This window comes from Gilliamella sp. Occ4-3 (assembly GCF_001690675.1).
In the GTDB taxonomy this organism is placed as follows: Bacteria; Pseudomonadota; Gammaproteobacteria; order Enterobacterales; family Orbaceae; genus Gilliamella; species Gilliamella bombi.
In genome coordinates this window covers 1-14,318 of sequence record NZ_LZHR01000044.1, presented here as the reverse complement: position 1 = coordinate 14,318, position 14,318 = coordinate 1, and the positions used below count along the sequence as shown (strand labels likewise).

Genomic DNA, 14,318 nt, shown 5'->3' with positions numbered 1-14,318 from the left:
ACGATTTTGCTCTTTTTTTGCATGTGAATTTGTATAATTTAGATAAACTAGTTTGCTTATCTAAAGTTAATATTAAAGTTAGACCCAAAAATAACGTACAAGATGAAAAAAGATCGGTGCGGCAAAACAAACAGAATCTAAACGATCGAGCACACCACCATGACCACTAATTAAATTTCCCCAATCTTTTATACCTCTATCTCGTTTGATGGCAGACATAACCAAACCGCCTAAAAAACCAAATAATGTAAGCATGAGTGAAATAAACCCTGCTTGGATAAAACTAAAAGGTGTGATCCAAAATAAGCACGCACCAATTAAACTTGCTGATAAGGTTCCTCCAATAAATCCTTCAACCGTTTTAGATGGCGATAGATTTGGAGTAATTTTATGTTTGCCAAATAATTTTCCAAACACATATTGCAACACATCTGAAAGCTCTACAACCAATAATAAAAAAGCAATCAAAAGAAGATTGCGATCCTGATAATTATCAATTGGTAATATTAATAATGCTGGTACGCAAGAAATATTATATACTGTAGTCATTAATCCCCATTGTACTTCAGCTGTTCTCTCCAAAAAATTATAAGTTGAACCAGCTATTGCCGCCAAAATGGCTAATAATAAAAAACCATAAACAGGGATAAAAATACTAAATAATCCATACCACGATATAGCAACTAAAATATATTGCAAAGGTAAAGCAATGAAATAGGCAAATACCAATGCATAAGAATCATAACGACTAGCAGGCGTTAAAATTAAAAACTCTCGTAATGCAATAGCAGATGCTACGAAAAATAGAAAAACTACCGCAAATTTTCCTATCAAGAATGCAATACCTATAACAGCCACAATTACCCACCATGCATTAATGCGAGTGATAAGATTATCAATTACATTATTTGGACTACTAAGATGCCGTTTTAATAACCAACCTATAGTAGAGGCAATAACAAGTAAAATACCAATACCAGCAAATAGTAATAAGGTATCATTTTGATAATTAGACATATTCCTTTCTCCTTATTGCTTGTCCGCTGTTAAATATGAACCAATTTTACTTTAACTGAATTACCAAGATTGAATAATGCCACTAAACCATGCTCCTATTAACAATATAATTTGTATAATCAGTGATGTTATTTGTTTTCTAAACAACCTTAATGTACCTTGTTGGCGTTCAATGATAGTTCGTTTTATTAACTGATTGGACTTAATTAAATGAAGGGTTAACAGAACATTATCTAACTCAATAAGTGTATTAGCGAGTTGTTTGTTGCGAGTAGACAAATAATTAAACAGTTGTTTATCAAATTGAATTCTTAATGTGTAATAAATCCCAATCAATCCCATAATAAAGGCAGCAAAACAAAATAAGGTTAATGGTAAAGCATCGTTAATCATCCAATTTGAGATCAATCCAAAGCATAATGCTGTAATAGTGAAAAACAACAATAATAAACCAATTAATAAACTGATAGTCAGTAATCCACAAAATATCACAAGTGATGTTTGACAATCTGTTGTTAATTTTTTTGATTCATCATGATTTAACATACTGACTTCCTTTTTTTATTTGTAAAAACCAGTCTAACAAAATTATTCGTTGCTTGGCTGTAATAACAATTGTATGACGGCGTTCTTTTACCATACTTATTGCTTCATCTAAGTTCGATGCTCTTTTAGTTAACAATAACCAAGCAATAATAGCGGTAGCACTGCGCGAATATCCTAAAGCACAACAGACTAATAATTTACCTTTTTTGTAATACTGATTAATAATTTCAGCTGCTTGCTGACATTGTTCAATCGTCAATGGCGTCATATCTAATACAGGGATGAGATTGTACTGACCATTAAAATGAGGAATTGGTAATTCAGCGCAAAGATCAACAATTGAGAAAAAATGATTTATGCGCAAAGTATTATTGGAAGGTATTCTACCTAAATAAACATTATCACAAATCAAATCTACCGACTTATTTTTAAATGTCCACAATCGTGAATTAACCCATATAATCACAAAATAAGGCAGATATAAAATAGTAACTGAAAGATTAAATTTCCCATTAGCCTGTTTTTGAAAACCGACTGTACCAACTAATAAATAGTTTACTGAAACTAATAAAAATGCAACAGAAAACCATAATAGCCACAATGCCCATGAATAAAAGTAAATAGCAATAGAAAAGGAAGATGCGAACAGTAAAAAATAAACACTACTCCAAAAATACTGCTTAGGTAATTGGTAATTTTTTATTGGTGATAGACTATCATCTGGCCATAACCAAATACAGAAACACCCTACTCCGAGCCCCGTAGGGACGTCAAAAAAGTGATGTTGCCAAGTTGTTAATACAGATAAAGCAATTAATAAACACCAAATATGTAAAGTATAGCGCCATACACCACGAAAATAGCTAGCATAAAATTGCCATAAAATAACCAATAATGTAATGTGAAGCGATGGCGCTTGATTAAAGGGTTTATCAAATCCCATCAAAATATTAAATAATAATCCCGATAATCCATCTAATGTTGGGCGCTCAAAAGAAAACTTAAGCGGAAAAGTCAAAAAACAGATAATACAAATGATCTGAGCGGATAAAAGTCGAAGACAAAGTATTTTTAGAGCTCGATGAGAGCAAACAAGCAATATTGCTAGTCCATACATAAGGTCTATCGACCAATAAGGCACGATAGACCAAGACCACAATGGAATTGAATGCTCCCATTTAAAAACTATACTTCCTACATCACTACGTGTAGATGTAAACCAATTGGCAAAATTATAGCTAGTAAAAAAGAAAATAGCTAAACAAATTAACCATATAAACTTATAAATAGTTAGTTTATTAAATCCTAGTTTTACTTTATCCATTATCTAATTCGTTGTGCTAGCGATACAGTAAAAATCCCCCACTGATCAATACGCATTGTTATTTTTTTAAACCCAGCAGTTGCAACCAACTGATCCATTTCACGTTGAGTTCGTCTTCGCATAATCCATGGTTGACCATCACGATGTGAAGTTAACGTTCTTGCTATAAATTCCAATTGGGGATGCCATGGCTGATTGGTATAAATTAAATATCCCCCTTCAGGTATTGATTCAGCAAGGCCAGATAACGAGTTACGTATCAACTGATTATCACTAAACAGCTCATACAAACCAGATACAACAGCTAAAGTTGGTTTAGGTGATAATTGGGCAAGCTGCTCACGATTAAAAGCATCGCCTTTTTCAAAACGTGCTATATTTACTAACCCTTTCTCTTCTATTAATGTTTGACCTGCAAGCACATTAATATCACTATAATCTCGTAGTAAAATCGAATTGGGTTTATTGGCAATTTGATTAATCGTTTCTAAAATATAACGCCCATGCCCTGCTGCTATATCAACAAGATCGACAGAATAGTTCTGATCATATAATCTATTGATAGCCAGTTTTAATAACTCTTCAAGATGTACTTTTCGTTGTCGAATTCCTCGCCAACCAATAGATTGTAAATAAACATAATCAAAAAAACGCCCCAATTTTGATGTTCCCGATGGTTCATTACGGTAAACATAATCAAGCGTACTACCCGAATCAAATCCCGTATCAAAACCAAGCCTAATTCCATCTGATAATTTACTGGCATATTTTAAATTGGTTTTAATAAACTTCCAGTATATGGGTTTAATCAAACCCGATGGAGGCATCGTTAAATTATCTGCTTCTTGCCTAGTATATCCTACAAGATCAGCATTAACTAATGACGGTACACAAAGTTGATTGGCAAAACAACCAATAATAAATCGTCTTGCACGATCGATAGCAAATTTTCGTTCTTTTTCGCCAAATGTATCATGATAAAACCCTGGGAGAATGTGAAATTCTTTTTGTTGTGTGCCCAAATTATCGTAAAACTGTCTTTGCGGTTTTCGTCTTACTACATAATCCGATCCAGAAACTAACAATTGTGTTGGGACGGTGATTGCATTTGCATCTTTAACAACACGATCTGATACTGAATATAAATCAAGCAAAAGTCGTACAGAAATAGGTCGAGTAATTAATGGGTCTTTTGTAAACGAAGTTGCTCTTTCTAAATCATGCGTTAATAAATTAGGTTTGACATAACTATTAACAAAAAAATTCCCTTTCAAATTATATAGTAATTTCAATCCTGGCACCGCTAATGGTACATATAATTTTACGCTAAAAGCTGGCGAACCTAATACCAAGGCACGAATATTTGGCACATAGTCATGTACCCATGCCGAAGCAATCACAGCACCAACGCTTTGGGCTATAATAGCAATATCTTCTTGACGGAGGTTATACTCCTGCATGATGTGTTCAATAAAACAGTTAGCATCTTTAATTAGTGTTGCAAAATTAGGAGCATCACCTCGCTCACCTTCTGATTGACCATTACCTCTAGCATCCCAAGCAAAGATTTGATAATCTGGTAGATTTAATTCATCAGCAAGATGTGCAGCACGTCCTGAATGTTCATGCCCACGATGAAAAATGACTATTGCTTTAGGTTGATTAGTATTGCTATCAATAACAGGCCAATAGCGATAGAATAACTGACAGCCATCATAACTAATAAATGTTTTCTGTTTCTGTTGACGCATATTTCTCCTCATTATTTTTAGACTTCTTGAATGCCATTTCGTATTCTGTTAATTACAGTACAAACAAGCAAAATACTAATGATCCATAATAGCGCATTGATGTAGCTTAAAGGTAATAAATAAGTGGCAATCGCTAGACTAATTCCGCCAAGCACAAATGCTCGATCGCTCTTACCCATTGGTCCATCATACCGCCGTGAAGCACCAATCATAACACCTAGCACGCCACTGTATTCTGTTAACAACGACAATAAAACCACTAAAATGACTAAATAGTTATTGACACATTCAATTTGTGTAAAAATGAGTAACAATGCGCTATCAGACACAACATCACAAATTTCATTTAAATAAGCACCTAAATTTGATTTTTGGTAATATTCTCTTGCTAATATACCATCGATGGCATTAAGTGCCATACGGATAAACATCCATATTGGAATAAGAAAAAAAATCCATTGATATTTGGCTAATACTCCAACAATCAAAGCGATAAAAATCGATCCAAATCCAGCTATTAATGTTACTTGATTGGCGGTAAAATTTGCTTTATAAAGAGCATTGGCATATGGTCTAAGTAATGCTTGAAATTTTGGTTTTAATTGATAAATCGACAACACAACTAACTGATCCTCCTTGTAAATGCATTACTATGATAATTTTATACATTATCACATAGTTATATGTCATTATAATGATTAAAAAATACGTTGTAATTGGGTATACCTTAATGAGTTAACCATAAAATGTAAACGATTTAGCACGTTTACTTCTCCTGCCCCATCATCAAAATCCAAATACAATAAATTAAGTTTAGGATTCAAGTCACGCATACGTTTTTCAACACCTTTTGAAACCACATGATTAGCAATACAGCCAAAAGGTTGCAAACTAATGACATTGTTAATACCATACTCAGCAAAACTCATGATGCCTGCTGGGATCAACCAGCCTTCTCCAAATTGGTTACTTAAATTAAGAATTTGTTCAGCTTTTTTTGCTATATCACGAATGTTATGAAATGGTTGATAATATTTAAAATTAGCCAGAATTTGATTAGTCTTATCAATATAACGTTGTGCAATCTTCTCAATAAAGTGTAATAAATAGGAAAGATAACTTTTTGATCCAAGGTGATTATCAATATTACTATCAAAATTTACAAAGCCTTGAACAAAAAATTCGAGCATTGGAGGTATCACTGGCTCAATACCTTGATCAATTAACCAATCAATACTGTGTTGGTTACCAAAATTATTATATTTAACATAGATTTCACCTACAATACCAATTTGTGGGCAATTTTTGTTTAGAACTTCTACTTGGTTGAAATCATCAACTGCTTCGGCTAATAATGTATAAATTACTTTATGACCTTTAGACTGACTAATAGCCTGCTCTAATTTTCTTATGTAAAGATTCTTAAGTTGATCAACTTGTTGTTTTATCTTTGCTCTAGGCGCTACAGCGTAATACATTTTAGATAACGAATCAGCAAACAACATAGCAAAAAAAGAAGTTGGCAGTGCTTTAAACCAATTAATTTTAAAACCTGGTTGTTCACTCTGATTCATATTCTTAGGACTAAGTGATATGATTGGTATATCTTCAAAACCATTACTAATCATGGCCTTTTTAATTAATGATAGATAACTACTTGCACGACACTGCCCCCCTGTCTGAGTAATTCCAATCGCAACTTCGTCACGATTATACTTACCAGATTGAAGAGCCTTGATAATATCGCCAACAATAATGGTTGCAGGATAGCAAATCTCGTTATTACAATATTTTAATCCCCACTCAACCGAAGTTTTATCTGGTTTTGGCAATGTTTCCAGCTTATAGCCCAATAATGCAAATACTGACGGTAAAATTGGCGAATAAAAGTCAGAAAGAAACGGAGCTAGTATCGTCCTACGCTGTTTATCTTGTTTATTAAAAATAGCTATTTTTTTACGCTCAACAGATTTTAATGGCTGTTGGTGATTCACACGGATGGATTCAATTATTGACCGCAAACGTAAACGAACGGATCCCGTTGCTGAAATTTCATCAACACGAATAATCGTACAGGTTTTGCCTTTTGATTCTAATATCGCTTTACATTCATCGGTGACAATCGCATCAGGTCCGCAACCGAATGAATTAAGTTGAACGAATTGAATATTGTTTGCTTGTTGTGCCACAAAGGTTGCCGCAGCATATAAACGATTTGGATAACTCCACTGTGAACAAATTTGTAGTTCTGGTGACAATTGATTGATCGCTCCCAATACCGAATCTTCAGTAATCACATCGCAACCAAGTGCATTTAAGATTTCGGGAGTTTTATGGTTTATTAAACTGTCACTATGATAAGGGCGCCCCGCTAAAACAAATACATAACGTCCTGTTTGTTTAGCATTATTTAAGACCTCAATTGCTTTATTATAAAGTGATTTTTTAAATTCAGATTGAGCAATTATTGCACTAGAAAATGCTTTCTCTGCCACAGCTTTATTAATACCTAGCGAAGTTAAATACTTAATACAGCCTTTTTTAAGTAATTCAATATTGGTGAAATTAATAACCGGATGATCAATTGGCAAGCCATATTTCATTTCGGGATTAATCGCACTATTTACCACTTCAGCATAACTACTGACTATTGGACAGTTATAGCTATTCACAGCATTATCAAACTGCGCAGACTCGAAAACCACCATGGGCATAAAAATACGATCAACCTTTTGTTCAATAAGTTCCATAATGTGCCCATGCACCAACTTAGCAGGAAAACAAACACTATCAGACATGACTGTTCCTGCCCCTTTTTCATAAATAGCATTGGTCGAAAATGGCGAAAGAGTAACCTTAATACCACTGTGAGTTAATAACGTATGCCAAAAAGGAAAATTTTCGTATTGTCCTAACACTCGCGGAATGCCAATATTAATTTTTGTATCAGAGGTTGAAATTGCAATACGATCAAATAACAACGCATTTTTATAATCAAACATATTAAATGAATTGTTATCTTTTTGAGGATTATTACTTAAAAAACGTTCACATTTATTGCCTGAATAATAGCGTTGCCCATTAGCAAAACGATAAATTACAATATCGCATTTATTTTCGCACCCTTTACAACGCGAAGGTTTAGCTTTGTTATCTTCGGCTTTGTATAAATTGTTTAAACCAATAAATGTTGATGCTATTGGGTTTTGTTGATAGTGATTTTTTGCTACTAATGCAGAGCCATAAGCCCCCATTAATTCAGGTATATTAGAACTCGTAATTTGTGCACCAGTTAATTGTTCTAACGCTCTAAGAACTGCTGGATTTTTAAAAGTTCCTCCTTGCACCACAATATGATCACCTAGTTTACGCATATCGTGGAGTTTTAATACTTTGTGAATCGCATTTTTTATGACTGAAAAAGCGAGCCCAGCTGAAATATCACCAACAGTAGCATTCTCACGCAAAGCTTGTTTAACTTTAGAATTCATAAAAACAGTGCATCGTGTACCTAAATCGCAAGGGCTTGTTGATTTACAAGCCGCATCAGCAAAGTCGATCGTATTAAAATTAAGTGATTTAGCAAATGTTTCAATAAACGACCCACATCCTGATGAACAAGCTTCATTAAGTTCAATATGATTAACAACACCATTGGATATAAAAATAGCTTTCATATCTTGGCCGCCGATATCCATTACAAAGCTTACCTCAGGATCGATATGTTTTGCAGCGGCAAAATGCGCCATCGTTTCAACAAGTCCATCGTCAAAAGCAAAAGCTGCTTTTAATAGCTCTTCGCCATAACCTGTAACACCTGTGCGAACAATAACAATGTTTTTACTTGATGATGCAATTTCTTGCTTTAATTGTGTTAAACCTTTGCTTAAAGCACCAATAGAGTGACCATTATTTGGTGCATAATAGGTAAAAAGCAACTCATCATCTTCACCAATTAAGGTAATTTTTGTAGTTGTAGATCCACTATCAATACCTAAAAAAGCGTTTTGTTTTTGATAATCAGCTAGCTTAATTTTAGGAATTTCAATATATTTTCTTTGTTTTTTCCAATCATCAAAAGACAATAATTTATTAAATAATGGATTTAATCTAAAAGTCTGATTAGTGGTTATTTTTGTTGAGGCATTTAATTTTGCAATAAAATCAGTAATTGAAAGCTCAGTACGATCCAAAAGATGAATTGCAGCTCCCCAAGCCGACAATAACGTGGGATGTTCAGTTTTTACAATTTGATCTTCAGTTAGCTTTAAAGTCTCTAAAGCCGCTTTACCAAGTGTTGGAATAAATGAAAATGGTCCACCAATTAACATCACTTTTGGTACAACGTCATAACCACGCGCTAAGGTATTAACTAACTGAATACAAACGGCATGCAAAACAGAATATGCGATATTTTCTTTTGAAACGTTACGACTAATCAGATTTTGGACATCGGTTTTAGCAAAAACACCACAACGAGAAGCGATTGGGTAAATTTGGTTGTGATTTTGGGCGAGAAGATCGAATTGTTGAACTGGAGTATTAAGTAACGTTGCCATCTGATCGATAAACGCTCCAGTTCCACCAGCACAACTGCCATTCATACGAATATCTGGTGGACGATCTGGGAAGAAGAAGATCATCTTACTATCTTCTCCCCCTATATCAATCAATGTTCTTACTTCGGGATATTTTCGTTGCACAACTTCTGAAGCAGCTACCACTTCTTGAATAAAAGCAATCTCTGCTTTTTCCGAAATACCCATTCCTGCCGAGCCAGTCACTTTCACCGACAAGATAATATTATTGCCAAGTTTTTGTACTATCTCATCTAATAATCGCAATACAGTTGTTATAATATGGGTATTATGGCGAACATAATTGGTATAAACAAAATTACCATGCACATCAAGCAACACACATTTAGCTGTTGTAGAACCAACATCCAATCCTAACCTATAAAGTTTTGACATAATAAACTCACATTTAGCAAGAATATAGCTAACTATCAGAAAATTAATTTTATAAATAATAATTATAGCTAAATGTTTAAATTTTTTAATAGTTCTGTTTAAAAAAATATCATTCAGCAGATAGCAACAGTGTCAAAAAGTTTCAGGTAACTATACGTTTGAGTATGGTCTATAATTAAATGTCCCTAATAGTTATAAACCTTTTTCTAAACCTTGCTTAGCTATCGCAATCACATTTTTCAAATCAACACCTTGTGCTTTAGCAGCAAAAATACAACCGCAATAACATTGACGATACACATCATACTCCTTGCATAATTCAATAGAGCGTTTATAACCGTTATTCTTTTTAAAATCAGAAGGCAGATAATTGACCGAAAAGATCTCTTGAATTTCAAACCCCAGTTCGTTTATTTTCTGGCTATTCTTTTTAGGGCTTAGTGTTAAAGCACTTGCAAAATAATCAAAGCCCAATTCTTGTGCTTTAATTGCAGCCAGATCTAATCGCATTTTGTAACAAATATGGCAACGCTCTCCTCCTTCTGGCGCATCACGTAAATGACCAACTTGTTTAATAAATTCTGCTGGCTGATAAGGTGCTTCTAAGAATTGAACGTTATTACCTGTTTTTTGATTAAAGTCAGCAATAAATTTCTGTTGCACCACACTACGGTGCTCATATTCAACTCTGGGATGAATATTAGAATTAGCAAAATAAATTGTAATATCTGCATATTGTGCTAAATACTCTAAAACATAGGTGCTACAAGGTGCACAACAACTATGAATTAATAACTTTGGTCGAACTGATTCTGATTGCCAATTATTAATCACTTCTTTTAAAACAGAATCGTAATTTACTTTATTATGTGGATTTAATTTTTCGAGAATATTTTTAGCATTAATTAACATGGGGACTCATTTATTTTGTTTTCTATTTTCTGGGGTCTAGCTAACTAAGAGCTTAGTCGGTCAATTATGATATAGCTATACACACTAACCTTCAAGGAGAAAACCAAAATTCTATATCTAAATTTATGAAACTGACATATTTTTATAAATAACAAATGAGCTTTATCATAAAGCTAAAAAAGAAATTCAAACATATTAATACAGCTGCAAATTAGTGCCATTGCTGACGTTGTATCAATCAATTTTTATTTGATTATTTATAATAAATGAACTATTGCTAATTTAATTTTCTCTCCTAGTATTTGTCGACATTATCTTTTGAACATAACGTTTTTCTAAAATAAATGCGATACAAAAATAGACAATGGTTAATATCCACAAATGCCAATATTGCTGACTAAATTCGGAAAAACTTGCTCCCATTTGATTTATTTTTACTGACCCAACTATAGCTGGTACAGCTGGAAATATATAGCCAATAAAATGGAACAAAGGAGGCATCAATTCTTTTGGCCAAGATAATCCTGTAACAAAAAAGATAATCATACTTGACGGTATAATTAAGCAAAACACATCACTTACCGTATGGACAAAATGTGAAACAATTTTACCTAATAACGAAGTGGACAAAATAAAAGGAAGAATAAATAGTAAGGAAACAGATAGATGACTTAGGCGCGGTAAGTCATACCAATAGTTAGCAAATACGGTATAAATAATAAAATAGATTAAATAAAGTACTAAATAAGTCAATAATTTACCAGAAAGCAGTAATAATGCCGATGAAACCGTGTGATTTTGTTTATTAACAAAGGCTATTTCAAAATCAGAATTTTTACTAAATAGACGGCATAAAATACTACCGATAAATAATGTCTGATTTAAGATCAAAATAAAAGCGGCTGGAATAATATAGGTTGCATATCCTGATTGAGGATTAAATAAACTAATTAACTGGCTATTAAAAGGAGAAACATTATTATTTGCTACTGCAGGATCGACACCTTGCGCTATTTTGCGTGAAATTGAAATTTTAGCGCCAAAATTACTGGCAACGGTATTAATGGCGGTAGCAACATTACTATAAATTAAAATATAGCTCGCATCGCCATAATATGACACTGGGCTAGTTTTTCCTTCTAATATATTCTTTTGAAAACGGTAAGGTATGAGTACAACTCCATATATTTTACGTTCTTCGATAAGTTTTTTAGCCGTTTCTAAGTCTGCAATATGTAAGTCTATATTGATGGACTTATTAGCATCAAGTTGTCTTACTAGATCTCGACTGTAATTGGTATTATCTTGGTCAATAACAGCAATAGGAACATCTCGGATTGCTTCATGTAAATAAGGTTGTGGGTAAAAGATGAAATAGATAAATATTCCCACAAACATAACGCTAACTATCGCTTTGGTTTGGAAAATTCGTTTTAATTCATCATAGGAAATTAATAGTAAAGATTTAATCATACCAACCGCCTACGGATCTTTCGTAAAAAAAGATAAACAAGAATAGCCATAACACTTAATTGGATCACTAAATAAACAAACGGTTGTAAGGAAGTTACTATATTTGGCGATCTTAATGTTTGATCAAGACGAATTTGTATATACCATGTTACAGGTAATAAAGCACTCCAAATATAAGCAAAGGTATTCATTGCAATCCGAGGGAAAATAAGCCCAGTAAATCCAAACGCTGGTGATGCTACTAAGCTTGCAGTGCCATAAGCTTGTGCTAGTGTTGATCCCGTTAAACCAAAGAAAATGCCATACAAACATGAAGTCAAAATAAAGCCTATATCACCAAGTATAAGCAATATTAAATGTCCATTTAAAGGTAAATTAAAATTAGCAATTAAAACCGTATCAAATAGAATCAAGCAAAATAAAAAATAGATAAAATAAGGAATAATGCGTCCTAATAAAAAGATAAAAATATTATGATTAGCTAATTGTAATATTTGCTGATACCCCGTTCCAGTAAAACGATCACGAGTAATACTAGTAACCATGGCCATCATAATAATGATTTGTAATATAGTAGGAATTAAACCACTAATTAACGTATATAAATAATTTAAAGTTGGATTATATAAGGGATGTAAACTTGTCGGTATAGTTTGCATTTGGCTTTGTGCAACTGGTGAAGCAATTCCTTTTTCTAATAATCCTTGCAATACTATTTGACTATTTGCTGTTTTCAATGCGGAACTCATCGCCCGAAAAATAATCGTTCCAGCTGACATATACTGATTATTATAAAAAGCGACAACTTCTGGCTGATGACCAGCTATAAGATCTTTTTCAAACTCATGCTGAATGAAAAGCACAGCATAAACATCACCTTTAATCAACGCATGTTTAGCTGAGGTAAGATCTTGATAACGTTCAGCTACCTGTAGCTGAGGTGAAGCCGCAACTTGTTGAATTAATAAGCGAGATGATTTGGTTGTATCTTGATCAACAACAGCAATAGGTACCTGAGTAATAACACCGGCATGGTACATATAAACAAATAAAAAAATAAATAATAAAGGATAGATGAAAACTAATAAACACAAAATACGTTGTTTAATTAATTTACGAAGTTCCCATCCAATTACTTGAAATAGCCGGTGATGCATTAATATCGTTCCTTTTTTGTGTAAAATCTCGATATTATTCAAGCTAGCGAGATTGCCACTTTGTAGTAACACTCATTCCTGGGCGGAGACCTGACACTTTATTAATTGGTTTAGCACGCATTTCAAAAGTCTTTAAGTCAAAATCACCCGTTGCTTTAGTCGCCTGCCAATTCGCATATTGACCTAAAGCATTTAATACAGTGACTTTAACATCTATAATCTGATTATTTAATGCCGGTACTCTTACTTGAAACATATCACCAACTTTAAGGTTTCCCAGCAAATCTTCACGTATATTAAAAGTAAACCAAATATCATTTAAATCAATAATAGAATAAAGCGGAGTACCTGGACTGTATAATTGCCCTGTTTCAGCGACTCGAGTCGTAATTTGACCGTTAATTGGAGAAACTAAAGTTAATTCATTAACATCAGCTTTTACTTGCGCCAATGCTGCTTCTGATTGTTCAACTTGCACATCGGCTAATTTTTTCTGTTCTACACTGCTACCGTTTTCGGCTAGTGATAAGTTAGCTTTAGCGGCTTCATAAGCTTTAATGGCCGCTTGATATTGATTAAAGGATTCATCATAGCTTTGCTTTGAAACAGTGCCATTTTTAGCTAAACGATTAATTCTTTCATAGCTAGTTTGAGCTAAATCTAAATCTGATTTAGCTTTATCTAACTGCGCTTTTTGCACATCAATTGTTTCTGGTCTAGTGCTATAAGTATTATCACGACTCGCCATTGCTACTTTTAATTGCGCTTCTGCTGTTGCAAGCTGAGCTAACAATGCAGGATTTGAAAGAGTAAGAAGAACTTCACCCTGCTTAACATCGTCACCAACATCATAATTAAATTGGTTTACTCGACCTTGAACTCTGGCAGCAACATCAACACGATTAGATTCAACTTCACCTTGCAAAATAATAGTACTAGGTTGATAAGCAAAATATATAATAACAACCATAGCAATAACAGCAATGATCGCTACAATCAAAGAAAAACGTTTTTTATGCATAAATTGGGCTTATAAAGGTTAAAGCAAAATTGCAATATTAGTATTGAAAATAATATAAAGCCAAACACTTAAATACGCAATAAAATATATACTGTTATATGTGTTAACGATTAAAAAATATTTATCCTTTGTTAGGGATTGTTG

10 protein-coding genes are annotated in these 14,318 nt (G+C 33.3%); all 10 read right to left on the bottom strand.

What is annotated here, in order from left to right; translation table 11 throughout:
• Window positions 1-78 precede the first annotated feature (78 nt).
• The 10 genes from A9G44_RS04985 to A9G44_RS04940 all read right to left on the bottom strand — a co-directional run bounded on the left by A9G44_RS04985 (window position 79) and on the right by A9G44_RS04940 (window position 14,174).
• Window positions 79-1,017 (bottom strand): phosphatidate cytidylyltransferase, encoded by a 939-nt coding sequence (locus A9G44_RS04985; RefSeq protein ID WP_065609502.1) that lies wholly within the window; start codon window positions 1,015-1,017, stop codon window positions 79-81.
• A gap of 60 nt (window positions 1,018-1,077) precedes the next feature.
• Window positions 1,078-1,563 carry a hypothetical protein gene (locus A9G44_RS04980; RefSeq protein WP_065609500.1) on the bottom strand — a complete coding sequence of 162 codons (486 nt, stop codon included), beginning with the start codon at window positions 1,561-1,563 and terminating at the stop codon, window positions 1,078-1,080.
• Window positions 1,550-2,887, bottom strand: coding sequence for a phosphatase PAP2/dual specificity phosphatase family protein (locus A9G44_RS04975; protein ID WP_065609498.1), 1,338 nt, complete (start codon window positions 2,885-2,887; stop codon window positions 1,550-1,552). Before A9G44_RS04975 ends, A9G44_RS04980 begins: the two co-directional genes overlap by 14 nt.
• Complete coding sequence (locus tag A9G44_RS04970; protein ID WP_065609496.1) at window positions 2,887-4,638, bottom strand: bifunctional alpha/beta hydrolase/class I SAM-dependent methyltransferase; 1,752 nt, start codon at window positions 4,636-4,638, stop codon at window positions 2,887-2,889. The genes A9G44_RS04975 and A9G44_RS04970 overlap by 1 nt, the downstream gene beginning before the upstream one ends.
• A 17-nt stretch (window positions 4,639-4,655) precedes the next feature.
• Window positions 4,656-5,258, bottom strand: coding sequence for a CDP-alcohol phosphatidyltransferase family protein (locus A9G44_RS04965; protein ID WP_065609494.1), 603 nt, complete (start codon window positions 5,256-5,258; stop codon window positions 4,656-4,658).
• Window positions 5,259-5,336: 78 nt separating this feature from the next.
• The gene (locus A9G44_RS04960) at window positions 5,337-9,611 is read right to left on the bottom strand and encodes an acyl-CoA dehydratase activase-related protein (protein ID WP_065609492.1); all 4,275 of its coding nucleotides are present in this window, start codon (window positions 9,609-9,611) and stop codon (window positions 5,337-5,339) included.
• A gap of 192 nt (window positions 9,612-9,803) precedes the next feature.
• A complete protein-coding gene (locus A9G44_RS04955; protein WP_065609490.1) occupies window positions 9,804-10,523 on the bottom strand; it encodes an epoxyqueuosine reductase QueH in 720 nt (239 codons plus the stop codon).
• A gap of 282 nt (window positions 10,524-10,805) precedes the next feature.
• Window positions 10,806-11,996 carry an ABC transporter permease gene (locus tag A9G44_RS04950; RefSeq protein ID WP_065609488.1) on the bottom strand — a complete coding sequence of 397 codons (1,191 nt, stop codon included), beginning with the start codon at window positions 11,994-11,996 and terminating at the stop codon, window positions 10,806-10,808.
• The gene (locus A9G44_RS04945) at window positions 11,993-13,153 is read right to left on the bottom strand and encodes an ABC transporter permease (protein ID WP_065609486.1); all 1,161 of its coding nucleotides are present in this window, start codon (window positions 13,151-13,153) and stop codon (window positions 11,993-11,995) included. The genes A9G44_RS04950 and A9G44_RS04945 overlap by 4 nt, the downstream gene beginning before the upstream one ends.
• A gap of 43 nt (window positions 13,154-13,196) precedes the next feature.
• Complete coding sequence (locus A9G44_RS04940; RefSeq protein ID WP_065607258.1) at window positions 13,197-14,174, bottom strand: HlyD family secretion protein; 978 nt, start codon at window positions 14,172-14,174, stop codon at window positions 13,197-13,199.
• Window positions 14,175-14,318 lie beyond the last annotated feature (144 nt).